The sequence below is a fragment of the Xanthomonas sp. NCPPB 3583 genome (assembly GCF_041475715.2).
GTDB lineage: Bacteria > Pseudomonadota > Gammaproteobacteria > Xanthomonadales > Xanthomonadaceae > Xanthomonas > Xanthomonas euvesicatoria.
On record NZ_CM191263.1, the window covers coordinates 3,567,934 to 3,591,974 of the forward strand.

Consider the following 24,041-nt stretch of genomic DNA (forward strand, 5'->3'; position numbering starts at 1 on the left):
AGACCGGTCCCTGGTCGCCCTGCGCCATCGTCCCTGATAGCCTTCGGGCTTATTCCGCAGTGATCGCCGATTCGCCATGAAAAAAGCTGTTGTTCTGTTGTCCGGTGGCATGGATTCCGCCGCCGTCATCGCACTCGCGCAGGAGCAGGGCTTTGCCGTCTACGCGCTGAGCGTGCGCTATGGCCAACGCCATACGTCCGAACTGGACGCCGCAGCGCGCGTCGCTGCCGCGCAGGGCGTCGTTGCGCACAAGGTGGTCGACGTGGACCTGCGCAGCATCGGCGGCTCGGCATTGACCGACGACATCGACGTCCCCGACGCTGGCGGCGACGGCATCCCCGTCACCTACGTGCCCGCGCGCAACACCATCATGCTGTCGCTGGCGCTCGGTTGGGCCGAGGTCGTCGGCGCCAACGACCTGTTCTGTGGCGTCAATGCGGTGGACTACTCCGGCTACCCCGATTGCCGTCCCGAGTTCGTGCGCGCTTTCGAGGTGCTGGCCAACTTGGCCACCAAGGCAGGCGTGGAAGGTGCAGGGCTGCGCGTGCACGCACCGCTGCAGTTCCTCAGCAAGGCCGACATCGTCCGTGAAGGGGTGCGCCTGGGTGTGGACTTCGGCCTCACCGTCTCCTGCTACCGCGCCGATGCCGATGGACGCGCCTGCGGCCACTGCGACGCCTGCCGCCTGCGCGCGGCCGGCTTTGCCGATGCCGGCGTTCCCGACCCCACGCACTACGCCATTTTGTCTTGACGCCCGCGTAGGGTAGAATGCGCACCCCGACGCAATGTCGGGGTCAGTGGGCCGTTAGCTCAGTCGGTAGAGCAGAAGACTTTTAATCTTTTGGTCGATGGTTCGAATCCATCACGGCCCACCATCTCCAGCAAGGCTTTCAGCGAACTTCATCGCTCCGCAGAAGGCATCCGCTCCGCAATTGCGCAGTATTCGCTCGCCCGTACGAGCGCGCGGACACCGGTGCGCCGTTACGCTAACGCATCACCGCATAGCGGCTTACAGGTCTTTGCCACGTTGCGGGATCGCCGGCTACCTGAGCAAATCAAAACACCGTCCGGACTTTTTGCCAGCGCAAGGCAGTCGCCTGATGCACTGCGCTACGCGCCTGATCCTCACCGCCCAGGCTCGTCGTTCCACAGCAGCTTGTGCAGCTGCATCTGGAAGCGCACCGGCAAGCGGTCTGCCACGATCCAGTCGGCCAATTGCCGCGGGCTCACCTCGCTTTTGCTGGGCGAAAACCACACCGTGCAGCGGCGATCCAGTGCATGCGCGGCGACGATCTCGCGCGACCATTCGTAGTCGGCGCGGCTGCAGATCACGAACTTGATCTGGTCGCGCGCGGTCAGCAGCGGCAGGTTTTCCCAGCGATTGCGTGCCTCCTCGCCGGATGCGGGCGTCTTGATGTCGACCACGCGCGAGACGCGCGGATCAACGGCAGACACGTCCAGCGCACCGGAGGTCTCCAACGAGACGTCGTAACCGGCGTCGCAGAGCTTCTCCAGCAGAACCAGGCAACGCTTCTGCGCCAACGGCTCGCCGCCGGTCACGCAGACATGGCGCACGCCATGACTGGCGACTTCGGCGACGATTGCGTCAATGTCATGCCACTGCCCGCCATGGAACGCGTACGCGGTGTCGCAGTACAGGCAGCGCAACGGGCAGCCGGTCAGGCGGACGAATACCGTGGGCCAGCCAGCCGCTTCGGCCTCGCCTTGCAGGGACAAAAAGATTTCGGTGATCTTCAACCGCGGCAATGGCGACTGGACGATCTCGCTGGGGACGGCGGCGGCATTCATGGGCAAAGTATGCGCCGTGCCGGCAGGCACGAACGCGAGGCTCAGCGCAGTTGCTGGCCGAGACGGATGGACTGCAGGCGCTCCTGCGCAACGCGTGCCGCGTCGGAGCCGGGGTACTGCGAAGCAACCTGCTGCAAGGTCTGCTGGGCCTCGTTGTTCTTGCCTTCGCCGTACTGCGACAGGCCAAGCTTCAACAAGCCGCCGGCGGCCTTGTCATGCGTGGGATAGCGGCTGACGAGATCGCGGAACTGCGCCTCGGCAAGCTGGAAATTACGGGTGGCGTAATAGCTCTCGCCCAGCCAATACAAGGCATTGGGGGTATAGACGCCGTTGGGATAGAGCTCCAGAAAGCTCAGGAACAGCTGCGACGCATCGTCGTACTTGCCGTTCTTCAATGCATCGAAGGCCACGTTGTAGGCCGTACGTTCGTCGTTGCTGACGGCCAGGGTGCCTGGGTCGCCATGGACGGTTGGCGGCTTCTCGGAAGTTGCCGCCGCTGCGGGCCGCGCGGCAGGTGCCGGGGCCGGGGTCACGCTGCCGGTCGCTGGGGGCAATGGCGGTGTTGCGCCACCTGCGCCTTCCAACCGGTTCAAGCGTCCATCCAGGTCCAGATATTGGTCCTTGGACTGCTGCTTGAGTTGCTCATTGTCGTGCTGCAGCTGTTCGACGGTCGACCGCAATGCCTGCAGGTCCGAACGCGCCTGCTGCAGCTGATTGAGGAGATCGTTGTTGGCCTGACTATTGGCCTGCTGCTGCTCGAGCACGGCCACACGATCAGCGAGACTGGCTCGCTGGGCGTATGCCGGCGCGGCGACCACGAGGGCCGCCGCGACGAACAGGGATGTCACTCGAAAGCGCATCGCTTCTTACTGAGCCGTGTACACGATTTCGACGCGGCGGTTCTGCGACCAGCAGGACTCGTTCGACTCGGTGCAGACCGGACGCTCTTCGCCGTAGCTGACGACGGTCAGCTGGCTGGCCGAGCCACCGGCAGCCTGCAGCGAGGACGACACGGCATTGCCGCGACGCTCGCCCAGACCCATGTTGTACTCACGCGAACCACGCTCGTCCGCATTGCCCTGCAGGGTGATGCGCGAGGAAGGACGGTCACGCAGGTACTTGGCGTGGCAAGCCATGATGGCCTGGAATTCCGGCTTCAGGGAGTCCTGATCCAGATCGAAGTAAACAACACGCTGACGCAGGCAGGCATCGGTATCCAGGTCGCCCGGGCCGTACAGGCCAGAGGTGGACGGGCCGGTGGGAACCGAGGAACCAGCGGTGGTATCGGTCGCAGGAGGCGGAGTTTCCTTCACCTTCTTCGAGCAACCAGCCAGCACAGCAACGGACAGCAGGGAGACAAGCAAGACGCGGGTGGACTTGTTCATGGGGTACCTATGGAGGCTCTGGGCCAATGAGTGGTTTAACGCAGCGAAATATTAACATTAATGCGCGGTTCGGTAAGGCCCCCATGCGGGTTCTCTCACATCGCCGTCGGCCAGCACCAGGCGCTGGCGGACCCGAGCGTCGGAAGAGACCGCGTACAGCACGCCACGGCCGCCTTCGCGTGCGGCGTACAACACCATGCTGGCGTTAGGCGCAAAGCTCGGCGATTCGTCCAGCGACCCCGGCGACAGCGTGCTCCAGCTGGGCGAACCCAGGCTGCGGTCCATCATCGCGATACGGTAGGTGTTGCCGCTGCCCTGAGCCACGGCAATCTTCTTGCCGTCGAACGACACGCTGGCGGTGGCGTTGTAGTTGCCCTGGAAGGTCACGCGGTTGGCGCTGCCGCCGCTGGCTGCCACCTGGTAGATCTGCGGACGGCCGCCGCGATCGGAGGTGAAGTAGATGCTGCCGCCATCCGGCGCCCAGGTCGGCTCGGTGTCGATGCCGAAGTGGTTGGTGAGCTGGGTGAGCTGCTTGCTGCCCAGGTCCATCACGTAGATTTCCGGGTTACCGCTGCGCGACAGCGCCAGCGCCAGGCGACGTCCGTCCGGCGAGAACGACGGCGCGCCGTTGATGCCACGGAAGCTGGACACCAGTTCGCGTGCACCGGTGGCGATGTCCTGCAGGTAGATCGACGAGTTGCCGCGCTCGAAGCTCACATATGCCAGCTTCTTGCCGTCCGGGCTCCAGTTGGGCGACAGCAGCGGCTCGGCCGAACGCACGATGGTCTGCGGGTTGTAGCCGTCCGAGTCGGCCACCATCAGCGCATAACGCATGGCGCCGCCCTTGCCGCTGGCGGTCACGTAGGCAATGCGGGTCCAGAAGGCACCGCGTACGCCTGTGATTTTCTCGTAGATGGCATCAGCCATCTGGTGCGAAACATCACGCATTGCGTTGGCACGCGCCGTCATCGCCAGGCCCAGCATGCGCTCGCCCTTGGCCACGTCGAACAACTCGTATTCGACCCGGTATGCGCCTTCGCCGGCGTCCATGACGCGGCCGACCACGATGTAGTTCTGCTTGAGGGTGCGCCAGGTCTGGAACTGCACCTCGGTGCCGCGGGTCGGCTTTTCGACGATCTGCGCGGCCGGCAACGTGCGGAACTGCCCGGAACGATCCAGGTCGGCGCCGACCACGGCGGACACGTCGGTCTGCGGCGCGGTGCCCGAGCCCTGATACGGCATCGGAATGACAGCGATCGGCGTGGCAGACGCGCTACCGCCGACGATATCGATGGTGAGACCTTGCTGCTGCGCGAGTGCGCTCAGCGGCAACAACAGGGCGGTCAAGGCGGCTAGCCAACGCAGCGGTTTTTTCATGGACGGCTCGGATCGGGCAGGAAAAGTGTGCAAGGGATAGCAATCAACGAGTGAACATACTCGCAATCGTGAATGAGTTGACGTGAAAACGGAGCGAGCGATGGTGTAGCGACATGGACAGCCCCATGGGCGATCACGCGGGGTGGCACCAGGCTGCGGCGCCAGTGGCCGCCGCAGCCCGACAACGATTACTGATCCTGCGCAGTGAACACAAAGGTCAGGTTGCGCTGGAACACCGACTCGAACCCGCGGTAAGGCAATGGCTGGGCGCTCAACACGGCCGCTTCGATCGAACGCTGGCCAGCCTCGTCGTAGGGGCAGCCCGGCGCCACCTTGGCCTCCATCACGCTGCCGCCCGGCAGCTGGCGGATGTTGATGGTGCATTTCTGGCCTGGCGGCACCGACGGCGGACGCACCCACTGCGCCAACACTTTCTGTTGAATCGCCGCGGCGTATTTGGCCGACAAGTCGGTACTGGTACCGCCCTGCCCTGCGGTCGGTTGCGCGCTGGTCGCCGCGGCCGCGGAGGCCTGCTGCGCACGTGCGGCGGCGACCTGGCGCAACTTCTGTTCGGCCAGCGCCATCTCCTTATCGGCTTGCGCGCGCTGACGACGGATGTCGGCGATCTTCTTCTGGCGTTCGGCTTCTTCCGCCGCCTGCTGTGCGGCCGCCTGTTTCTTCTTGGCGTCGGCCTCTTCCTGCTGCTTGGCAAGGCGCAATTTCTGCTCGGCCTCTTCCTGGCGTTTCCGCTCGGTCAGGTCGATCTGCTCCTGGCGACGCTTGGCTTCCTGTTCCTGCTTGGCCTTTTCGGCGGAAATGGCCAGTGCATCCACGCGCTCCTGGTCGACCTTGTCGGGCTGGGCTATGCGCTCCTGTGCCTGCGCCTGCTGCGGCGTAGGCGCATCCTGCGGGCGCGGCTCGGGGATCGGCTGCGGCGGTGGCACGCTGTCTTCCGGCGCGGGCTCGGGCAATGGCGCAGGCGGGGGCGGGGGCGGCGTTTCGACCGGCGTGGCCTTCAGTGCCTGGCGCGCAACCCGCGCCTCGGCAGCCGACACGTCCAGCGAGGCCTCCATGCTGGGGTCGCCGGCCGCCGGCTCCACCGAGCGTTCGGGCGACCACAGCCAGCCGGCGATAAACACCAGCGCGACCAGGACGTGCACGACCAATGCCAGGACGACCGGTCGAAACCAGCCGTCATCGCGCGCCGTCTGCGTGGGGAGTGCGTCAGCGTGCATCGCTGCCTGCGGTGCCGCCGGAGTCGGAAATCAGCCCCACTTTCTCGACCTTGGCCTGCTTGAGCACGTCGATGGCATCCATGATCTTCTGGTACGGCGCGGCGCGATCGCCGGCCACCACCACACGTGCGTCCTTGTCCTGCGCCACGATGGCAGCCAGCTGTGCCTGCAGCGCAGCCACGTCCATCGCCTGCGGCTTGCCCTTGGGCAGCTGCAGCGCCAATTTGCCATCGGCAGCGACCACCACCACGACCGGGTCCTGCTTGCTTTCCAGCGCCTTGGCGCGCGAGCTGGGCAGGCTGACGTCGGTACTCAGGGTCAGCAACGGTGCGGTGACCATGAAGATGATCAGCAGCACCAGCATCACGTCGATATACGGCACGACGTTGATGTCGGATTTGAGCTTGCGCTTCTTACGACGGGAAATACCGGAGATCATCGCGAAACGTTCCTAATTAGTCCTCGGCGCCGGCTGGCAGTGCGCTTGCACGGTGCCCCGAAAAGGGACACCTGCACGTGGCACTGCGCACCGACGCGACTGGCCCTGCCGGACACTTCCCGCGTCACGCCATGCGGGGGCATGCCGGCAGCGCGCATCACTCGTCCGCGCCGGCCTGGCGCTGCAGGATGGAGCTGAACTCGTCGGCGAAGGTCTCATAGCGCACCGACAGCCGTTCCACGCGGGTGGTGAAGCGGTTGTAGGCCCACACGGCCGGAATCGCCACGAACAGACCGATGGCGGTGGCGAACAACGCTTCGGAGATACCCGGCGCCACCGCGGCGATACCGGCCTGCTCGCCGCTGCTGACCATGTCGTGCATGGTCACCATGATGCCGAACACGGTGCCGACCAGGCCGACGTACGGCGCAGTGGAGCCGATGTTGGCCAGCAGTTCGAGGTTGCGCTCGAGCTGGTCGACTTCGCGCGTGAACGCGGTGCGCATGGCACGCTGCGCGCCTTCCAGCTGCACGCGCGCATCCAGACGGCGGCGGTCGCGTAGACGCGAGAACTCGCGGAAGCCGCTTTCGAACATCGATTCCAGACCGCCCACGGTGCGGTTGCGGTCGGTGGCCGAGGCGTACAGCTTGGCCAGGTCCGCACCGGACCAGAACCGGTTCTCGAACTCGTCGGCCTCGCGATTGGCCAGCTTGAACGCACGCGCCTTGCGGAAAATGATCACCCAGCTGATGAACGAGCCGATCAGCAGCAGCAACACGATGATCTTGACCGGGATACTGGCGCGCAGGATCAGGTCTACATAGTTGATGCTGCTGTTGTGCGCCACGCTGGCGGTCTGCGCCGCGGCAGCGGCGACGTCCTGCGGCAGTGCTTCCACTACCGTGTCCTGCAGGGCCAGGAGCAATGCAATCGACATCCGTTCGTTCCTCAGTAATCGGATTCTGGGGTTTCTAGAGCTTTCAACACGTCATACAGCGCATCGTCCATGCCACGCGGACGGAAGTCGCTGGTACCGAGCGCGGCAATACGCACCTCGGCGGTCAGCAGCACTTCGCCTTCGCGACGGACCGATTGCGCGAACAGCAGGCTGGCCCGTCTGCATCGCAGCAATACCGCCGACACTGACAGCGCGTCGTCGAGCCGGGCCGGCTTGAGGAAATCCAGTTGCATCGAGCGGACCGCAAACACCAGGTCGTGCTCCTGGCGCATACGCTCCTGCCCGTAGCCGAGCGCACGCATCCACTCCGTGCGCGCACGTTCCATGAAGGCCACGTAGCGCGCGTGGTAGACCACCCCGCCGGCGTCGGTATCTTCCCAGTAGACGCGTGTCGGCCAACTGAATACAGGCAGGGATTGGGGATTGGAGAATGGGGATTCGATGGTCATGGGCACGGAATTTCGGTCGTGACGGCCCAGGTTGGCGACCAGCAGAGCGTCGTCAAAACAGATCTCCCGGTTCGCCGATGCCCGGGGTGCGCTCGCGCGGCACCTTCAGGCCCAGATGCAGATAGGCCTTGGGCGTGACCATGCGGCCGCGCGCCGTGCGGATCAGAAAGCCCTGCTGGATCAGATACGGCTCGATGACGTCTTCCAGCGTGCCGCGCTCCTCCGACAACGAGGCGGCCAGCGATTCCACGCCGACCGGGCCGCCATCGAAGTGTTCGACGATGGTGCGCAACATGCGACGGTCGAGCTCGTCAAAGCCTTCCGGATCCACTTTCAGCATCTGCATGGCCGCCTGCGCCACCGGCAGATCGATATGCCCGGCCGCCTTGACCTGGGCGTAGTCGCGCACGCGACGCAGCAGCCGGTTGCCGATACGCGGGGTGCCGCGCGCGCGGCGTGCGATTTCCGCCGCGCCTTCGGGCGTGCAGTCGATGCCCAGGATGGCCGCCGAGCGAATCACGATGCGGGTCAATTCCTGCGGGGAATAGAATTCCAGCCGCTGCACGATGCCGAAGCGGTCGCGCAAGGGCGCGGTGAGCAGGCCGGCACGGGTGGTGGCACCGATCAGGGTGAACGGCGGCAGGTCGATCTTGATCGAGCGCGCGGCCGGGCCGTCGCCGATCATGATGTCGATCTGGAAATCTTCCATCGCCGGATACAGCACTTCTTCCACCACCGGCGAGAGGCGATGGATTTCGTCGATGAACAACACATCGTGCGGCTGCAGGTTGGTGAGCAACGCCGCCAGATCGCCGGCCTTTTCGATCACCGGGCCAGAGGTCACGCGCAGGCTCACGCCCAGCTCGTTGGCGATGACGTGACTCAGCGTGGTCTTGCCGAGCCCGGGCGGCCCGAAGATCAGCACATGATCCATCGCCTCGCCACGCGCCTTGGCCGCCTGGATGTAGATCTCCATCTGCTCGCGCACCGGCTGCTGACCGAGATAATCGGCCAGGCGCTTGGGACGAATGCTCGCATCGGCGGCGTCGTCTTCGCGGGTGGAGCTGCTGGCGATGATGCGCTGCTCAGTCATCCGGCCATCTTCTCATGCCGCGCGCGGATGGCCCAACATCTAGACATCAAGCTCGGCCTGGCGCAGCACTGCGAAGAAGGCATCGAAGCGCGCGGCGCGCCAGGTCGGCACCAGCCCTTCCCAGTTTTCGAAATAGACGACCTCCGGCTCGCATTGCGGGCCGCGCGCGCGGTAGTCCAGGCACAGCAGGCTATCGACGTTATGGCAAGACAGCACCAGAACCTGATCCAGGCCGGCGTGCAGGCAGGCCGCAGCGCGGAAGTCACTCCGGTCTTCGAAGGCATCGGCAAAATCCAGCACGCTGCGGATCTGCGCCAGCGGCGATAGATCGCGATCAACCAGCACGCATTCCCAATCCACGTAGTGATCGGACGGAAAACGGGTACGCGGCACCCAGCACCAGCCGGTATCGCCCCCGTCCTGGACACTGTAGAGACGCTTGAACAATGCCGGCAGGCGCACGCCCAGGCGTGCTTCGGCCTCAGCGAAGGCATCGGCGTCCGCTGCGGCTCCGCCGTCGTTCCGCCCATCGGCGCCGCTCCAGAACGTGGTCAATGCCGGCGGCTGCGGCTGCCACTGCACCACATCTGCGTCGTGCTTGGCCTGCAACGCGGGGGACCAATAGTGGACATCGACCAACTGCGCCAGCAGGTCCTCCACGTTGGCGAACACCGCCAACCGGCGCTTGTCGCCTGCATCGACGTAGACCAGTGTGGGCTCGGCACCGAATGCGGAGTAGTCCAGGCACAGCGCCCGGCTCGGCGAACGGTCATCGGCCGCGATGACGATCAGATGGCGATCATCGCCACCGGCAGCAAGCCCGGCAAACGCGTCGTCGCGGTACTCCTCGCGGGCACGCACTTGCGCAAAGGAAAACAGCTCCGCACTGCCGAGCAGGCGCGCGCGCGGGAACAGCCATTCGGCCTTGAGCCAGTTGTCCGGCTCCTCCAGGGACTGACCACGCGCCATCTGCACCGCGCCGCCGTCGTAGCGTGCGTACAACTCACGCAGCCAGGCCGGCAGGCGGACACCGAGCCGCGCTTGCGCCGCCGCGATCGCGGCCTCGGTGGCCGGCACGCGCCCGAGGTTGAGTGCGTCATCCCAGAAGGTGTCCAGGCTCGGTGAGCGCCCGTAGACCATCCACTTGAGCGCGGCCACGCTCAGATCTCCACTTGCGCGCCCAACTCCACCAGGCGGTTACCGGGGATGCGGAAGAATCCGGTGGCCGGGGCGGCATTGCGATGCATCAGGGCGAACAGCTTGTCGCGCCAGATCGGCATGCCGCGATTGGCGCTGGCCACGATGGTTTCGCGGCTGGCGAAATAGGTGGTGTCCATCGGATCGAAATAGATCCCGCCCTGATCGCAGGAGCGCATCAGCGCCAGCGGCACGTCCGGGGTCTCCATGAAACCGAAGCGCACATGCACGCGGTAGAACTCGTCGCCGATCGCGTCGATCTTGAGCCGTTTCCCGGCGGCCGCGTACGGCACCTGCAGGGTTTCCACGGTCAGGAACACGTTGCGCTCGTGCAGCACCTTGTTGTGCTTGAGGTTATGCATCAGCGCGTGCGGCACCACCATCGGGTCGGCGGTCAGGAACACGGCCGTGCCGGGCACGCGCACCGGCGGCGCCAGCATCAACCCGGGCAGGAAGGTGTCCAGCTTGATACCGTCCTTGCGGATCTCGTCGTGCAGCAGCTTGCGGCCGCGGCGCCAGGTACGCATCAGGGTGAACAGGATCAGACCCAGCAACAACGGGAACCAGGCGCCGTCCAGGAACTTGATGATGTTGGCGTAGAAGAACGCGCAGTCCACGGCCAGGAACACCAGCGCGAACAACCACAGCAGCGGCGCCGGCACGCGCGGGTTGGCACGCGCGTAGATGATCATCAACACGGTGGTGATCAGCATGGTGCCGGTCACCGAAACGCCGTACGCGGTGGCCAACGAGGCCGAGTCGCCGAAACCGATCACGGCCACCGCCACCAGCGCCAGCAGGCACCAGTTCACCGCCGGCACATAGATCTGGCCGATGGTGGAGTGCGAGGTATGGCGAATGTGCATGCGCGGGATGTAGCCGAGCTGCATGGCCTGGCTGGCCACCGAATAGGCGCCGGTGATCAGCGCCTGCGAGGCGATCACCGTGGCTGCAGTGGCGAGCACGATCATGGGGTACAGCGCCCACTCGGGCACCGCCTCGTAGAACGGGTTGCTGACCGCGGCCGGATTGCGCAGCATCAGCGCGCCCTGCCCCAGGTAGGTCAAGGTCAGCATCGGCAGGACCACGAACTGCCACGAGCGGCGGATCGCCTTGGCGCCGAAATGGCCCATGTCCGCGTACAGCGCTTCGCCACCGGTCACCGCCAGCACCACTGCGCCCAGCACGAACACCGCATGCCAGTTGTGTTGCGCGAAGAAGCGCACGCCCCACCACGGATTCAGCGCATGCAGCACTTCCGGTGCGCGGGCCATGTTGTAGACGCCGATCGCGCCCAACGCGAAAAACCAGAGCAGCGTGATCGGCCCGAATGCCTTGCCGACACGTTCGGTACCGAAGCGCTGCGCCAGGAACAGCATGCCCAGCACCACCAAGGTGATCGGCACCACGAACGGCTCCAGCCTGGGCGCAGCCACCTCCAGGCCCTCCACCGCCGACAGCACCGAAATCGCCGGGGTGATGACGCCGTCGCCAAAGAACAGCGAGGCACCGAAGATGCCGAGGATGCCGACCACGTACATCGAGCGCGAACCGCCCGGCAGGGTGCGTTGCGCCAGCGCGGTCAGCGCCATGATGCCGCCCTCGCCGTCGTTGTCGGCGCGCATGATCACGGTGACGTACTTGAGCGTGACCACCAGCATCAGCGCCCAGAACACCAGCGACAGGATGCCCAGCACGGTGTCGTGGTCCGGGGTCAGCCCGTAGTGCGGCGAAAACGCTTCCTTAAGCGTATACAGCGGGCTGGTACCGATATCGCCGAAGACGACGCCGATCGCGCCGATGACCAGGGCGGTCTGGCTGTTGGCGGGCGCGTGGCTGGAGCCGGCTGATTTGGGGGTGTGGGACATGAGGTGGGCAGTTTTCGCCAGACAGCGTGAAGATGATGAGGGAGCCAGCACCTGTCGAAGGTGCCTGCACTGACGTCACAGACACCCAAGGTACGGGCTGGCCGCGGGCAAGGATGCGCAGTGTACGGGCCGCCCCTGTCGATGCCGAGTGCCGGCCGCGCCCGCTTTGCGGCCAGGCGATGGTTCGTGGCCGCGCTCAGCGCAGCGCGGCTTGCAGTGCCTTGCGGATGACCGTGGCGACCTCGTCGCCTTCTGCACCGGCGTCGCGCGCCATGCGGGCGGCCTCGGCCGGCTTGTAGCCCAGCTGTTGCAAGGCCACGGTGGCTTCGGAAACGGCGTCGGGCCCCAACTGGCCGGTGATCGGGGCGCCGCTGCTGAAATCGGCCGCGCGGTCGCGCAGTTCCACCACCATGCGCTCGGCGGTCTTCTTGCCGATGCCGGGAATGCGCGTCAGCGCGGTGATGTCGCCGCTGGTGATCAGGCGGGCGAACTCGTCCACGCTGACCCCGGACAACACCGCCAGCGCAATCTTGGCGCCGATACCGGTGACCTTCTGCACATCGCGGAACAACCGCCGCTCGCCTTCGCGCAGGAAACCGTACAGCGCGACGCTGTCTTCCTTCTGCGCGTAATGGGTGAACAGGATCACGTCGCGACCGACATCGGGCAGGTCGTAGAAGGTGCTCATCGGCGCCTCCAGCTCATACCCCACCCCACCCACGTCGATCACCAGCCACGGCGGCTGCTTGTAGGCCAGGATCCCGCGCAGACGGCCGATCATTGGGCACCGCCGTTGTGGTGCCGGGATTGGGGATTCGAGATTGGGGATTGGCAAGAACCCTCGCTGCCGTCAACAACGGTCCCAGCCCGACGAAGCGGCACAGCGCGCGCGGACTCGCGGTTGCGAATCCCCAATCCCAAATCCCGAATCCCGATTATCATTTCTTGCGGCTCCAGGCCTGTTGGGTATTGACGCCCAGGCGTTGCGCGGTGGCGCGCACGTGGGCGTGAGTGATGGCGACCGCCAATGCGTCGGCGGCGTCGGGCTGCAGCTTGCCTTTCAGGTTGAGCATGATGCCGACCATGTGCTGGACCTGCACCTTGTCCGCGCCGCCCTTGCCGACCAGCGCCAGCTTGACTTCGGTGGCAGCGTACTCGTGCACCGGCAGGTCGCGCATGACCACCGCGCAGATCGCCGCGCCGCGCGCGTGGCCGAGCTTGAGCGCCGAAGCGGCGCTCTTGCCCATGAACACCCTTTCGATCGCCACCTCATCCGGCCGGTAGGTCTCGATCAGCTCGCCCAGCCCCTGCAGCAGCCGCTTGAGCCGCTGGGAGAAATCACCCTCCCCCAGCAGCATCAGCGGCGCGTGGTGCACATGCCGGCTGCGACCGCCCTCGTCGATATCGATGATGCCGATGCCGGTGCGCTGCGAACCGGGATCGATACCCAGGATGCGGGTCATCTGGAAGCCGGGATTGGGGATTGGGGATTGGGGATTGGCGCAACGCACACAATGCAGCGGTCGCTTCGCTGTTGCGAATCCCGAATGCCCAATCCCGCCATCCCCATCTTCATTTACGCGCCAAGCGCCGCTTGATCGACGTTCGAATACACGTCCTGTACGTCGTCCAGGTCTTCGAGCATGTCCAGCAGCTTGCGGACCTGCACGGCGGTCTCGCCGTCCACGGCGATGTCGTTGTCGGCGCGGAAGGTGATTTCGGCGTGCGCCGGTTCCAGCCCGGCAGCGACCAGGGCGTCCCTGACCTGGGCGAAGGCGTCCGGGGCGGTCAGCACATCGATGGCGCCGTCTTCCGGGTACACCACCACATCGTCGGCGCCGGCTTCGATGGCGGCATCGGTGAGGGTGTCCTCATCGATGCCGGCGGCGAAGCTCAGCACGCCCAGGCGCTTGAACATGAAGGCCACCGAGCCCTCGGTGCCCATGTTGCCGCCGCATTTGCTGAAGGCATGGCGCACGTCGGCCACGGTGCGCACGCGGTTGTCGGTCAGGCAGTCCACGATCACCGCCACGCCGCCGGGCGCGTAGCCCTCGTAGCGCACTTCTTCGTATTCCACCCCTTCCAGCTCGCCGGTGGACTTCTTGATGGCGCGCTCCATCACGTCCTTGGACATGTTCGACGACAGGCCCTTGTCCATGGCCGTCCGCAGCCGCGGATTATTGGACGGGTCGCCGCCGCCGGCGCGGGCCGCCACGCTGATCTCGCGGATGATCTTGGTAAACATCTTGCCGCGCTTGGCGTCGGAGGCGTTCTTGCGGCCTTCGATCGAGGGACCTCTACCCATGGGTGGTTCCAGACTGGCTTCAATGACAGGGCGCGGATTTTACCTGATTGCCCGCCCTCACCGGGGCAGCGACATCCGCCTGCGCATGTTCACCACTGGAAGCGGCCGGTGCGCAGAAAGGCCAGCGCCTGTGCGGCGGCCTCGGGCGAGCGCAACAGGCCGCTGTGGCTTGCCTGCACCACGCAATGATCGCGCAGCCCGGGCAGGCGGGTTTCGGCCAGCGCCACGGTGCCGTCCGAGCCGCCGTCGAGCGGGGCGAGCCAGCGGCCGATCCCACGTGCCACGTTGCCGGCCACCTGACCGATCTCGGCCTGGCCGTCCCAGCGCACAAAGCCCTGTTGCAAGATCGCGGCGCTGCGGCCCAGCGCCCATAGCCCGCCACGTTGCGCCAGCCCGCGCGCGGCGGCGCTGCCGCACAACGGCGAGCCCAGGCAGACCACGCGACGCACCGGCAGGTCGGGGGCATCCTGCAATGCCTGCAGGGCCATCAGCCCACCCAGGCTATGACAGATCACCAGCTGCGCGCGGCTGGCGCGCAGGCGCTCGATCAGACGCGGCACCGCATGCGCGGGGCCGCCGAGCACGCTGGCGTAACCGAACAGCGCAGGCGCCAGCCCGTTGGCACGCATCCGCCGCGCCAATGGCAGCAGCCAGTGCGCGGTGTTCCAGATGCCGTGCACCAGCAGCACGTCGGCGGTCGCGGCGCGCGTACCGTCGCGCGGACTGCGCCGCGGCGCCGCCGGGCCGATGGAGGATGCGCTGGACACTGAGATGGTTACCTGCAGAGGGCATCAACTGCGCGTGCGTTGCGCGCTGACGCCAAGCGAACGCGCAACCGCAACGGGCGGCAGCACGGGTGCGATCAGTCCGCTGCCAGCACCGGGCTGCGCCGCAGGATGTATTCGCGGTCGACGATCTTGCCCACCGGAAAATCGTATTCGCCCACCTTTTCAAAACCATAGCGGGCGTAGAAGCGTTGCGCGCCGAAATTCTCCGACCACACGCCGATCCACAAGGTGCGTGGGCCGTCGCGCTCCAACCATTGCAGCGCAGTTTCGAACAATCGGCTGCCCCAGCCGCTGTTCTGATAGTCCCTCAGCAGATACAGCCGCTTCAGCTCCCCATCGCCGGGACGCACCTGATCGTGCGGCAGCCCGCAGGGGCCGGCGGCCGCATGGCCGACCAGCAGGTTCTCCATCTCCAGCAGCCAGATCGCGTAATCCGGATGCGACAACACGGTGCGCGCGCGCTCCACGGCATAGGTCTCTTCCAGAAAACCGCGCAGGTCCTCTTCCGGATACAGATGCCCGAAGGTTTCGGTAAAGGTCTGCGCGGCCAGAAGCGACAGCGCTTCGGCATCGTCCGGCGTGGCGCGGCGAATGCGGGTCATGCGGGCCCCTCTGGCAAGTCGACGCGGCAGCTTCTCGCATGCTGCGGCGTTGCTGCAAGTGGGGAATTGGGAATGGGGAATGGGGAGTTGTCGAGCGCCTGCGGGTCGGACATCAGATGCGTCTGCCCGGCTGGTGGTCTTACCACCCAGAGGCCTGGTTGCCGCGTGCGTTGGAATTGCCGCGCGTATCGGAGCGGCATGCAAAAAACGCGCTGCGTCACCTGCTAGAGCTTGGGCGCAGTTGCTGACAAGCACTCAGGGTTACGGAAAGTCGCGGTGCGCGATTGCTTGGCAGTTAGTTACGCACGCCACGCTGCGCATGCAGTGGTTCGACACGCGCGTTGCGTCAGCGCAGATCGGCCAGCAACGCCTTGCGCCAGCTGCCCGCTGCGCATGAACAGCACGGCCACGCAATGGGCGTGGCCGTGTGTTCGATGACGGGTCAGACCTGCTTCGGGCGCACCTGCACGTGCACTTCGGCGAGCTGGTCGGCAGCGATCGGCGACGGGGCGTCGGTCATCAGATCCTGCGCGCCGGTGGTCTTGGGGAACGGGATGACGTCGCGAATCGACTCGGTACCGGCCATCAGCGCGGCGATGCGGTCGATACCGAAGGCAATGCCGCCATGCGGCGGCGCGCCGTAGTTCAACGCGTCCAGCAGGAAGCCGAACTTGGCGCGCGCTTCTTCGGCGCCGATGCCGAGCAGTTCGAACACGGCGCTCTGCATGTCCGGGCGGTGGATACGGATCGAGCCGCCGCCGATTTCGTTGCCGTTGAGCACCATGTCGTAACCACGCGAGACCGCGGTGCGGGCGTTGGCGCGCAGGTCGGCAATATCGTCCACCGCCGGTGCGGTGAAGGGGTGATGCAACGCGACGTAACGCTGCGCCTCCTCGTCCCATTCGAACATCGGGAAGTCGGTGACCCACAGCGGCGCCCAGCCGTCGGCGACCAGGTTGAAGTCCTTGCCGGCCTTCAGGCGCAGCGCGCCCATGAAGTCGGACACCTTGGTGTAGCCGCCGGCACCGAAGAACACGATGTCGCCATTGCTGGCGCCGACATGCTTGAGCAGCGCGGCGAAGGATTCTTCGCTGAAGAACTTGGCGATCGGCGAACTGACCTCGCCGGTCTCCGACAGCTTGATGTAGGCCAGACCCTTGGCGCCGTATTTGGCGGCGTGCGCTGCGTATTCGTCGATCTGCTTGCGCGACAGGCTGGCGCCACCGGGAATGCGCAGCGCGGCAACGCGGCCATCGGCATCGTCGGCGGCAGCGGTGAACACCGGGAATTGGCTGGCCTTGACCAGCTCGGCCACGTCGACCAGTTCCAGCGCGATACGCAGGTCCGGCTTGTCCGACCCAAAGCGGCGCATCGCCTCGGCCCAGGTCATGCGTGGGAACTGCGCCGCTAGGTCGACATCCACCACTTCCTTGAAAATGGCGCGGATCATGTCTTCGACGAAATCCTGCACGTCGCGCTCGCGCACGAAGGCGAATTCCATGTCGAGCTGGGTGAATTCCAGCTGGCGGTCGGCACGCAGCGCTTCGTCGCGGAAGCAGCGCGCGATCTGGTAGTAACGGTCGAAGCCGGCCACCATCAGGATCTGCTTGAACAGCTGCGGGCTCTGCGGCAAGGCGTAGAACTCGCCCGGATGCATGCGCGCCGGCACCAGGAAGTCGCGCGCGCCTTCCGGGGTGGCCTTGGTCAGGATCGGGGTTTCGATGTCCTGGAAATCGCGCGCATCCAGATGCCGCCGCAGCGCCTGCACCAGCTTGATGCGGGTGCGCTGCATGCGCTGCATTTCCGGCCGGCGCAGGTCCAGGTAGCGGTACTTCAGGCGGGTTTCTTCGCCCGGGTTTTCGTGCGCGTGGAACGGCAGTGGCGCAGCCTTGTTGAGGATGCTGATGCGCGTGGCGATCACTTCCACCTTGCCGCTGCGCAGCTTGTCGTTGACCGCATGACGCGCGCGCACCACACCTTCCACCTGCAACACGTCCTCGTAGCCCAGGCTGGCGGCCACCTTGAACAGCTCTGCGCTGGCGTCGTCGCCGGCCACCGGCTCCACCGTCACCTGCACGATGCCTTCGTGGTCGCGCAGGTCGATGAAGCACACCCCGCCCAGGTTGCGGGCCACGTCGGTCCAGCCGGCGAGAGTGACGGTTTGGCCGATCAAGGTCTCGTCGACCAGGCCGCAGAAGTGGGTACGCATCGAAAGCTCCGCTGAAAACCCGACGCAGGACAGCGCCGGAAAGCCGGATATTCTGGGGCCGGCGAGCGGCAGGAGCAAATGCGCGGGCGCTCATGGGCGCTTAAGTCGGTGCCCGGCTGAATAGGCGCCACGCCCCTCCTGCACCAAGGACGACACGATGCTGCGCACTGCCCTGCTGCTCTCCGGCTTCGGCCTGATCACCCTCACCGGCGCATTTGCCAGCGTCACTGCCAGCGCCCAGGAGCGTGGCTGGAATGGCCCCAGCATCACCTGTTCCAGCAACGACAACCGCCGCCGCGAGTGCGATACGCCGTTCCGCGGCCGCGCGGTGCTGGTGGAAAACATCTCCGGCACGCGCTGCATCGAAGGCCGCAACTGGGGCAGCGAGCGCGGCCGGATCTGGGTGGACAATGGCTGTCGCGGCCGTTTCGTCGACGCCCGCAGCGGTGGCGGCTGGGGCGGCGGCTATGGCCCCGGCGGCGTTGGCGGGATCGCTGGAACGGTGCGCTGCGAGAGCAACGATCAGCGCCAGAACATCTGCGATACCGGCTGGCGCCGCGCCAATTTGGTGCGCCAACTCTCCAACACGCCCTGCGTGGAAGGCCGCAACTGGCGCCAGGAAGGCGGCCGGATCTGGGTGGACGACGGCTGCCGGGGCGAATTCGCGCAGGCCCGCGGTGGCGGTGGCTGGGACGGCGGCTATGGCGGCCGCGATGACCGCCCCGGCAACGGCTATGCGATCACCTGCGCCAGCGACGACCGGCGCCTGCGCACCTGCGCCTGGGATGGCCGCTATGGCCGCCCGGTGCTGACCCGCCAGCTGTCGGACACCCGCTGTGCGGAAGGTCGCACCTGGGGCTACGACGATCGTCGCGCCACGGTGTGGGTCAACGACGGCTGCCGGGCGCGTTTCGAGGCGCGTTGATGCACTGGCCGCGCAGGCTGGCTGGGTGAGATAGGCCTGCGCGCGTCGGCGAGACACCGGCGCCAGCGTTCTGGACCACGGCACGCATCCAGGCGGATGCGGCTGTAAACCTCAGTCGGGGCGATCCATAGAAGGGCGGCAAACCGCACGCGCAACGCGTGCGTCAGAGCCTTGCAGCCTCGCGGCTACCCGCCATGCTTCACCACAGTTTGCCGGGACTGCACTTGGCCCGGCTGACGTGGGTGTATCGACACCGGCCCGGCCAGCGAGATCGTCCACCGCGCATGCCGGGCGCTACCGGGGAACGCAGTCCTGGCCGCGGCGAACGGCGGTGGGATGTCACAGCCGTCCGGGTTGGCGGCAAGCACCCATGCAATCCTCCGCGACACAGCCGGCAGCACGGTGCTCGACGTGGAGTCGTTGCAACGCGCAACCGCGCTGTGCGGCGCAACCTGCACGCCGCGGCCACTTATGCCGGATCGGACGCGGGCTTGGCGGCCGGCTTGCTCTCCGCGGTTGCCGCCGGTTTGGCATCGCCGCCGGCGCTGCTGCTTTCGGTGAGGTTCTTCTTTTTCTCGCCGGCCGATTTGAAGTCGGTCTCGTACCAGCCGCTGCCGGACAGGCGGAACGACGGCGCGGTGACCTGGCGCTTGATCGTGGCAGCGGCGCAGGCCGGGCAGGTTTGCGGATCGGGGTCGGCCATTTTCTGCAGGCGGTCGAATGCGTGGCCGCAGGTAGTGCACTGGAAACCGTAGATGGGCATGGCAGGGATCAGCTGAAGACGTTGCAAGGGGCGCAAATTCTAGACGCATGCGGGCAGGCAAGGGCAGCGCGCCGCCTGCGACGGGCAGCAGGCAGCCGGTGATGCGTCTACTTGGCCGGCGCCAGGCGACGGCGGCAATGTGCAGTGGCCGCTTCGACGCCCCGCACACTCCGATGGGCTGCGCGCACCGACGCAATGCCGCCCCACCCTGCGCGCAGGCGTGGCTGGCGGCAGCGTGGGGCGAGCGCAGCGCACAACACCTCTGCGTGCACGCCATGCGATCGACACATGCATGGGTTGCGTATCCAAGCAACGCAACGCACGAGCAATCGCAAAACACCACCTGCGGCAATCACATCCTCACGCACAATCGCCGAAAAACGCGCACGCGCCAACGGCGCTGATCGAGCCGCACCGACCAGGCTGTTACACTCGAACACGTGATCGACGCGCCTTTTCCCCCCCGAGGGCCGCATCCATGTTGCGGTTGACTGCCTTACTGCTGGGCGTTGCCCTGCTACTCACCGGTAGCGGGTTGCTCGGCACGCTGCTCGCCGTGCGTGGCGATCAGGCCGGCTTCGATGCGCGGGCGTTGGGGTTGATCATGTCCGGCTACTTCGCCGGCTTCTTTCTGGGCACCTTCTTCGCACCGCCGCTGATTCGCCGCATCGGGCATATCCGCGCGTTTGCGTTTTATGCGGCGCTGGCAGCCATTGCGGTGTTGCTGCATCCGATCTGGTTGAACGCCTGGGGCTGGGGCGTGCTGCGCCTGGTGACCGGCGCGGCGTTGGTCGGCCTGTACACCGTGATCGAAAGCTGGCTCAACGCCGAGCCCGACGCGCGCCGGCGCAGCCGGGTGTTTTCGGTCTACATGGCGATCAATCTGTCGGCGCTGGCACTGGGCCAGGTCCTGCTCACCATCGGCGATGCAGGCGCACCGGCGATGTTCACGCTGACGGCGATCCTGTTCTGTGCAGCGGTGATGCCGGTGATGACCACGCGGCTGATCCCGCCCGAGGTGCCGCATGTATCGCGCCTGCGGTTGGTGACGCTGTATGCCCTGGCGCCGGTGGCCACGATTGGCGCCGGCCTTTCCGGCCTGGCGATGGGTGCGTTCTGGGGCTTGCTGCCGGTATACGCCAACCGGATCGGGCTGGATTCCGACGGCGTGGCGATGTTCATGCTCACCGCCATCGTGGGCGGTGCGGTGCTGCAGTGGCCGATCGGGCGCATCAGCGACGGGCATGACCGCCGCATCGGCCTGGTGACCGTGAGCGTGCTGGCCGCCGGCATCGCGATCGCTGCCGCGTTGCCGATGGTGCAGACACAGACCACCGTGCTGTTCGTTCTGTTTTTCGTCTATGGCGGATTGGCGTTTTCGCTGTACCCGTTCGCGGTGGCGCACATGCTCGATTACCTGCCGCGCGAAGACCTGCTTTCCGGCAGCAGCAGCTTGTTGCTGGTGCATGGCGTGGGTGCAGCGATCGGCCCTGCATTGGCCGGCGGCGCGATGCAGAAGTTCGGCCCGGCCGCGTTGCCGGTGTACTTCGCGGTGATGTTGTTGGCCCTGGCGGGCTTCACGTTGTCGCGGCTGCTGCGCTTCACCCGCCGCCGCCCCCATCCGATCGCCTTCCGCCCGATGCTGCGCACCACGCCGTCGGCACTGGAGTTGATGCCGGAAACACAGCAGACCGAAACGCCACCGCGAACCAAGTAACGCTGACCGTGCTCTCTCGCGCTGGCTTTAGGATGGTCGAACAATTCGATCAGCGGACTGCACACCTGCGACTGCGGCCAGCGCGGTTGTGCTGGATCTCGAAACTTCGCTCGCTGCCTGGTGCGGTGGCCTCGCCAATTGCGGGACCGTTGGCGGCATGGATGCCGCCATCGAGTCCCCAAGGGATGGGCTCACGGCGTGTCCAGAAGCGGTGAGGCATCGCGCTATCGACCGACTCCGCGTTTGACCCAGCCCGTTGACCAGCCCACATCCCGCTTGGCCCAAGATCTCGTCAGCTCGGCTGGAAGCATCCGAACGCCGCTAACCAAGCTAACCAAGTCTTCGCTCTGGCCATGAGGTTGCATACATCCGGCGCGTGATCGCGACCTCGCCTGTAGCGCGGTCATGATCACGCAACGCAAGCGCGGCAGTCTTTCCAGACCCCCTCCCCCGCTGTGGATTTCAATGGATTCGATGTCCTCCTTGCGCGTGCGCCGTCCTGCCACGCTGGCGTTACTGCTGGTTTCGCTCACCCTACCGGCGTATGCACAGCAGGTTCCCGACGGCGCAACGTCCGACCCGGCCGTCACCGATGAGCAAGTATCGACGCTGGATCAGGTGCAGGTGGTCGGCCAGGCAATGACCTATTCCAAGACCACCGTCAGCAAGGAAATGCTGGACCGCCAGTTCGTGCTCGGCAGCGTCAACGATGCGCTCAACGAACTGCCCGGCGTGGTGGTGACCGAAGCCGATGCCTTTGGCTCCTCGGATTGGGGCACGCAGATCAGCATGCGCGGCTTCGTCAGCAATCGCGATACGCAGCAGATCGGCACCACCATCGACGGCGTACCCAATGGCGGCTCGGCGTACGGCGGTGGCTCCAAGGCCAATCGCTTTATCGACATGCCGGATCTGGAAACGGTGGAAGTGAGCCAGGGCACCGCCGACATCGCCTCGCGCTCCAACGAAGCCCTGGGCGGCACCTTGAATTACCTCACCAGCGAACCGCTGGAAACGCAGCGTGTGCGCGTGATCGGCGGCATTGGCGATAACCAGGCGCGCAAGTACTACGCGCGCTACGACACCGGCCTGATCGGCGGCAATACGCGTGCCTGGGTCAGTGGCTCGTCGGCACGCAATGACGACTGGATCGACGGCAGCGGGCACACCAGCCGCGATCACCTGGCCGGCAAATTCGTCAGCGTGCTGAATCAGTGGACGCTCAGCGGATACGCCTCCTACGACGATGCCGACGAATCCGAATACACCAGCGTGACCCCGGAGCAATTCGCGCGCGACCCGGAGCACGACCTGTTGACCGGCACGCTCACCGGCATTCCGTACCTGGACCAGAACTACCGCTCCGGCTCGCGTGCCTTGCGCAAGAACACGTTCGGCTACCTGCGTGGCGCCTTCGATGGCGGCAATGGTTTCAAGACCACGCTGACCGGCTATGCGCACCGCATGCAGGGGCGCGGCGACTGGATTCCGCCGTATCTGGTGGATGTCAGCAACGATGGCGCCGGCGCACCCGAATCCGAAGCGCGTGGCGGCAACACCGTGTATGGCGGCAGCGATCTGGGCAAACTGTATTACCTCACCCCCGGGGGCGCGGCTGCCGCCATGCTGGCCGGTTGCGCCGGCAGCGACGCGGTGCCGGCCGAATCCAATCCGGCCTGCTATCCGGCCGGTTCGATGCCGGTGCAATCGTATCGACATAGCCACTACGACAATCACCGCGCCGGCGCGATGGCCGATGTGGAATGGCGCACCGATCTCGGCGCCATCGACAACACCGTGCGTGCCGGTGCCTGGCTGGAACGCGTTGAACGCAGCGTCACCCGCGACTGGCACCGCCTGCTCAACGTCGGCACCAACATCAGCTTCGATCATCAGGCGTACTGGGTGCAGTTCAAGGACAACTACCAGACCGACGAGCAGATGTATTACGTCGAAGACGTGATGCGTTACGGCGCATTCGCATGGCGCGTGGGCGTCAAGCAGTTCTTTGTCGACCAGACCCGCGACCGCCGCATCGGCGATGCGCAGCATGTGGAATCGGACTCGCATTCGGACCCGTTGCTATCGGCCGGCCTGACCTGGACCACACCGGTGCAGGGCCTGGAAGCCTTTGCCGGCTACTCGCAGAACTTCGCCGCGATTGCGTCCGGCGTGCTGGGCGAAACCGACCCGGTGGCGCTGAGCCGGGTGAAACCGGAAACCGCCGACAACATCGAACTTGGCCTGCGTGTCAGCCGCTGGCCGTTGACCGGCAGCGTCACGCTGTACGACATCCGCTTCGACAACCGCATCGTGTACGTGCCGGCCAACTTCGTCACCGGTATCGACTACCTGGGCGAAACCGATGGCGTGTACGAAAACTTCGGCGGTGTGCATGCGCGCGGCGTGGAAGCAGCGCTGGGCTACGGCTGGGACAACGGCTGGCGCATCAATGGCGCCTACACCTACAACAAGGCCGATTATCTCGGCAGCGGCGATGCCGCGCGCGATACCGCCTTGGAGATCACGCCCGGTGCGCAGGTGATCGGCCAACCGCGCAATACGCTGGTGGTGTCGGCCGACTGGCGCGGCCAGGCATGGCGCTTCGGTGTGTCCGGACGCTACCTGGGCAAGCGCTACCTAGACGCATCCAACCGCGCCGCACTCGATGGCGTGACCACCTTCGATGCCAATCTGGGTGTGGAACTTTCGCAACTGACCTCGCAGCTCAAAGGCCTGCAGCTCGCGCTCAACGTCAGCAACCTCACCGACAAGCGCTATCTGGAAGGTGTGGACGGTAGCGACAGTGCCTTCATTGCCGCCCCGCGCACCGTCGGCCTGACCCTGACGCTGGACCTGTAACGGCGAACTGCCATGCTATGCGATGCCCGCACCAGGCACCGGCGCGGGCAGTCCTTCCGA

At 65.9% G+C, this 24,041-nt stretch carries 22 protein-coding genes and 1 tRNA gene; 5 read left to right on the forward strand and 18 right to left on the reverse strand.

The features are described from left to right. The first annotated feature begins 76 nt into the window (after nucleotides 1-76). On the forward strand, nucleotides 77-751 hold the full coding sequence (gene queC / locus ACCQ07_RS15490) for a 7-cyano-7-deazaguanine synthase QueC (RefSeq protein ID WP_008578058.1): 675 nt from the start codon (nucleotides 77-79) through the stop codon (nucleotides 749-751). A gap of 48 nt (nucleotides 752-799) precedes the next feature. Further along, nucleotides 800-875 (forward strand) — tRNA-Lys (locus ACCQ07_RS15495). 250 nt (nucleotides 876-1,125) lie between these two features. Here the strand turns inward: ACCQ07_RS15495 and queE are convergent. From queE to aspS, 17 genes are all read right to left on the reverse strand, one after another. Further along, nucleotides 1,126-1,809 (reverse strand): 7-carboxy-7-deazaguanine synthase QueE, encoded by a 684-nt coding sequence (queE, locus tag ACCQ07_RS15500; protein ID WP_008578060.1) that lies wholly within the window; start codon nucleotides 1,807-1,809, stop codon nucleotides 1,126-1,128. Between the two features lie 41 nt (nucleotides 1,810-1,850). Next, nucleotides 1,851-2,669: a tol-pal system protein YbgF gene (gene ybgF / locus ACCQ07_RS15505; protein ID WP_007971751.1), complete on the reverse strand. Its 819-nt coding sequence runs from the start codon at nucleotides 2,667-2,669 to the stop codon at nucleotides 1,851-1,853. A gap of 6 nt (nucleotides 2,670-2,675) precedes the next feature. Next, complete coding sequence (pal, locus tag ACCQ07_RS15510) at nucleotides 2,676-3,194, reverse strand: peptidoglycan-associated lipoprotein Pal (RefSeq protein WP_003482562.1); 519 nt, start codon at nucleotides 3,192-3,194, stop codon at nucleotides 2,676-2,678. Between the two features lie 57 nt (nucleotides 3,195-3,251). Then, complete coding sequence (gene tolB / locus ACCQ07_RS15515) at nucleotides 3,252-4,571, reverse strand: Tol-Pal system beta propeller repeat protein TolB (RefSeq protein ID WP_003482565.1); 1,320 nt, start codon at nucleotides 4,569-4,571, stop codon at nucleotides 3,252-3,254. 188 nt (nucleotides 4,572-4,759) lie between these two features. Beyond that, nucleotides 4,760-5,806, reverse strand: a complete 1,047-nt coding sequence (gene tolA / locus ACCQ07_RS15520) for a cell envelope integrity protein TolA (RefSeq protein ID WP_371892682.1) — start codon at nucleotides 5,804-5,806, stop codon at nucleotides 4,760-4,762. Next, complete coding sequence (gene tolR / locus ACCQ07_RS15525) at nucleotides 5,796-6,245, reverse strand: protein TolR (RefSeq protein WP_005913652.1); 450 nt, start codon at nucleotides 6,243-6,245, stop codon at nucleotides 5,796-5,798. Before tolR ends, tolA begins: the two co-directional genes overlap by 11 nt. A gap of 157 nt (nucleotides 6,246-6,402) precedes the next feature. Then, nucleotides 6,403-7,182 carry a protein TolQ gene (tolQ, locus tag ACCQ07_RS15530; protein ID WP_008578063.1) on the reverse strand — a complete coding sequence of 260 codons (780 nt, stop codon included), beginning with the start codon at nucleotides 7,180-7,182 and terminating at the stop codon, nucleotides 6,403-6,405. An 11-nt stretch (nucleotides 7,183-7,193) separates the two neighbouring features. Continuing rightward, nucleotides 7,194-7,652: a tol-pal system-associated acyl-CoA thioesterase gene (ybgC, locus tag ACCQ07_RS15535; protein ID WP_014090805.1), complete on the reverse strand. Its 459-nt coding sequence runs from the start codon at nucleotides 7,650-7,652 to the stop codon at nucleotides 7,194-7,196. Between the two features lie 52 nt (nucleotides 7,653-7,704). Next, on the reverse strand, nucleotides 7,705-8,745 hold the full coding sequence (ruvB, locus tag ACCQ07_RS15540; protein ID WP_008578065.1) for a Holliday junction branch migration DNA helicase RuvB: 1,041 nt from the start codon (nucleotides 8,743-8,745) through the stop codon (nucleotides 7,705-7,707). A gap of 39 nt (nucleotides 8,746-8,784) precedes the next feature. Beyond that, complete coding sequence (locus ACCQ07_RS15545) at nucleotides 8,785-9,903, reverse strand: SMI1/KNR4 family protein (protein ID WP_011348274.1); 1,119 nt, start codon at nucleotides 9,901-9,903, stop codon at nucleotides 8,785-8,787. A gap of 2 nt (nucleotides 9,904-9,905) precedes the next feature. After that, on the reverse strand, nucleotides 9,906-11,810 hold the full coding sequence (locus tag ACCQ07_RS15550) for a potassium transporter Kup (RefSeq protein ID WP_008578069.1): 1,905 nt from the start codon (nucleotides 11,808-11,810) through the stop codon (nucleotides 9,906-9,908). Nucleotides 11,811-12,006: 196 nt separating this feature from the next. Next, nucleotides 12,007-12,591: a Holliday junction branch migration protein RuvA gene (gene ruvA / locus ACCQ07_RS15555; protein ID WP_008578070.1), complete on the reverse strand. Its 585-nt coding sequence runs from the start codon at nucleotides 12,589-12,591 to the stop codon at nucleotides 12,007-12,009. Between the two features lie 157 nt (nucleotides 12,592-12,748). Then, a complete protein-coding gene (gene ruvC, locus ACCQ07_RS15560) occupies nucleotides 12,749-13,273 on the reverse strand; it encodes a crossover junction endodeoxyribonuclease RuvC (protein WP_057680643.1) in 525 nt (174 codons plus the stop codon). Nucleotides 13,274-13,386: 113 nt separating this feature from the next. Beyond that, on the reverse strand, nucleotides 13,387-14,115 hold the full coding sequence (locus ACCQ07_RS15565) for a YebC/PmpR family DNA-binding transcriptional regulator (protein ID WP_008578072.1): 729 nt from the start codon (nucleotides 14,113-14,115) through the stop codon (nucleotides 13,387-13,389). An 89-nt stretch (nucleotides 14,116-14,204) separates the two neighbouring features. Beyond that, on the reverse strand, nucleotides 14,205-14,882 hold the full coding sequence (locus ACCQ07_RS15570) for an alpha/beta hydrolase (RefSeq protein ID WP_055026643.1): 678 nt from the start codon (nucleotides 14,880-14,882) through the stop codon (nucleotides 14,205-14,207). 95 nt (nucleotides 14,883-14,977) lie between these two features. Next, the gene (locus tag ACCQ07_RS15575; RefSeq protein ID WP_071118519.1) at nucleotides 14,978-15,505 is read right to left on the reverse strand and encodes a GNAT family N-acetyltransferase; all 528 of its coding nucleotides are present in this window, start codon (nucleotides 15,503-15,505) and stop codon (nucleotides 14,978-14,980) included. Between the two features lie 442 nt (nucleotides 15,506-15,947). Continuing rightward, the gene (gene aspS / locus ACCQ07_RS15580) at nucleotides 15,948-17,714 is read right to left on the reverse strand and encodes an aspartate--tRNA ligase (protein WP_372363436.1); all 1,767 of its coding nucleotides are present in this window, start codon (nucleotides 17,712-17,714) and stop codon (nucleotides 15,948-15,950) included. A 157-nt stretch (nucleotides 17,715-17,871) separates the two neighbouring features. Here aspS and ACCQ07_RS15585 point away from each other — a divergent pair, with 157 nt between their 5' ends. Further along, entirely contained in the window at nucleotides 17,872-18,639 is a 768-nt protein-coding gene (locus tag ACCQ07_RS15585; protein WP_046935335.1) for a DUF3011 domain-containing protein, read from the forward strand. Between the two features lie 469 nt (nucleotides 18,640-19,108). Here ACCQ07_RS15585 and ACCQ07_RS15590 read toward each other — a convergent pair whose 3' ends face one another. After that, entirely contained in the window at nucleotides 19,109-19,402 is a 294-nt protein-coding gene (locus ACCQ07_RS15590; protein WP_008578079.1) for an FmdB family zinc ribbon protein, read from the reverse strand. A 478-nt stretch (nucleotides 19,403-19,880) separates the two neighbouring features. Here ACCQ07_RS15590 and ACCQ07_RS15595 point away from each other — a divergent pair, with 478 nt between their 5' ends. Together ACCQ07_RS15595 and ACCQ07_RS15600 are read left to right on the forward strand one after the other, a co-directional pair. Further along, nucleotides 19,881-21,119, forward strand: coding sequence for an MFS transporter (locus ACCQ07_RS15595; RefSeq protein ID WP_122272449.1), 1,239 nt, complete (start codon nucleotides 19,881-19,883; stop codon nucleotides 21,117-21,119). Nucleotides 21,120-21,524: 405 nt separating this feature from the next. After that, nucleotides 21,525-23,981 (forward strand): TonB-dependent receptor domain-containing protein, encoded by a 2,457-nt coding sequence (locus tag ACCQ07_RS15600; protein WP_218555605.1) that lies wholly within the window; start codon nucleotides 21,525-21,527, stop codon nucleotides 23,979-23,981. The last annotated feature ends 60 nt before the right edge of the window (nucleotides 23,982-24,041 follow it).

What these genes read in the sequence shown, in the direction of transcription:
- ybgF (WP_007971751.1), bottom strand. Translation starts at nt 2,669, where the DNA reads ATGCGCTTTCGAGTGACATCCCTGTTCGTCGCGGCGGCCCTCGTGGTC.
- ACCQ07_RS15575 (WP_071118519.1), bottom strand. Translation starts at nt 15,505, where the DNA reads ATGACCCGCATTCGCCGCGCCACGCCGGACGATGCCGAAGCGCTGTCG.
- ruvB (WP_008578065.1), bottom strand. Translation starts at nt 8,745, where the DNA reads ATGACTGAGCAGCGCATCATCGCCAGCAGCTCCACCCGCGAAGACGAC.
- ACCQ07_RS15565 (WP_008578072.1), bottom strand. Translation starts at nt 14,115, where the DNA reads ATGGGTAGAGGTCCCTCGATCGAAGGCCGCAAGAACGCCTCCGACGCC.
- ruvA (WP_008578070.1), bottom strand. Translation starts at nt 12,591, where the DNA reads ATGATCGGCCGTCTGCGCGGGATCCTGGCCTACAAGCAGCCGCCGTGG.
- aspS (WP_372363436.1), bottom strand. Translation starts at nt 17,714, where the DNA reads ATGCGTACCCACTTCTGCGGCCTGGTCGACGAGACCTTGATCGGCCAA.
- queC (WP_008578058.1), top strand. Translation starts at nt 77, where the DNA reads ATGAAAAAAGCTGTTGTTCTGTTGTCCGGTGGCATGGATTCCGCCGCC.
- queE (WP_008578060.1), bottom strand. Translation starts at nt 1,809, where the DNA reads ATGAATGCCGCCGCCGTCCCCAGCGAGATCGTCCAGTCGCCATTGCCG.
- ACCQ07_RS15600 (WP_218555605.1), top strand. Translation starts at nt 21,525, where the DNA reads ATGATCACGCAACGCAAGCGCGGCAGTCTTTCCAGACCCCCTCCCCCG.
- ACCQ07_RS15550 (WP_008578069.1), bottom strand. Translation starts at nt 11,810, where the DNA reads ATGTCCCACACCCCCAAATCAGCCGGCTCCAGCCACGCGCCCGCCAAC.
- tolQ (WP_008578063.1), bottom strand. Translation starts at nt 7,182, where the DNA reads ATGTCGATTGCATTGCTCCTGGCCCTGCAGGACACGGTAGTGGAAGCA.
- ACCQ07_RS15595 (WP_122272449.1), top strand. Translation starts at nt 19,881, where the DNA reads ATGTTGCGGTTGACTGCCTTACTGCTGGGCGTTGCCCTGCTACTCACC.
- tolB (WP_003482565.1), bottom strand. Translation starts at nt 4,571, where the DNA reads ATGAAAAAACCGCTGCGTTGGCTAGCCGCCTTGACCGCCCTGTTGTTG.
- ybgC (WP_014090805.1), bottom strand. Translation starts at nt 7,652, where the DNA reads ATGACCATCGAATCCCCATTCTCCAATCCCCAATCCCTGCCTGTATTC.
- pal (WP_003482562.1), bottom strand. Translation starts at nt 3,194, where the DNA reads ATGAACAAGTCCACCCGCGTCTTGCTTGTCTCCCTGCTGTCCGTTGCT.
- tolR (WP_005913652.1), bottom strand. Translation starts at nt 6,245, where the DNA reads ATGATCTCCGGTATTTCCCGTCGTAAGAAGCGCAAGCTCAAATCCGAC.
- ACCQ07_RS15585 (WP_046935335.1), top strand. Translation starts at nt 17,872, where the DNA reads ATGCTGCGCACTGCCCTGCTGCTCTCCGGCTTCGGCCTGATCACCCTC.
- tolA (WP_371892682.1), bottom strand. Translation starts at nt 5,806, where the DNA reads ATGCACGCTGACGCACTCCCCACGCAGACGGCGCGCGATGACGGCTGG.
- ACCQ07_RS15590 (WP_008578079.1), bottom strand. Translation starts at nt 19,402, where the DNA reads ATGCCCATCTACGGTTTCCAGTGCACTACCTGCGGCCACGCATTCGAC.
- ruvC (WP_057680643.1), bottom strand. Translation starts at nt 13,273, where the DNA reads ATGACCCGCATCCTGGGTATCGATCCCGGTTCGCAGCGCACCGGCATC.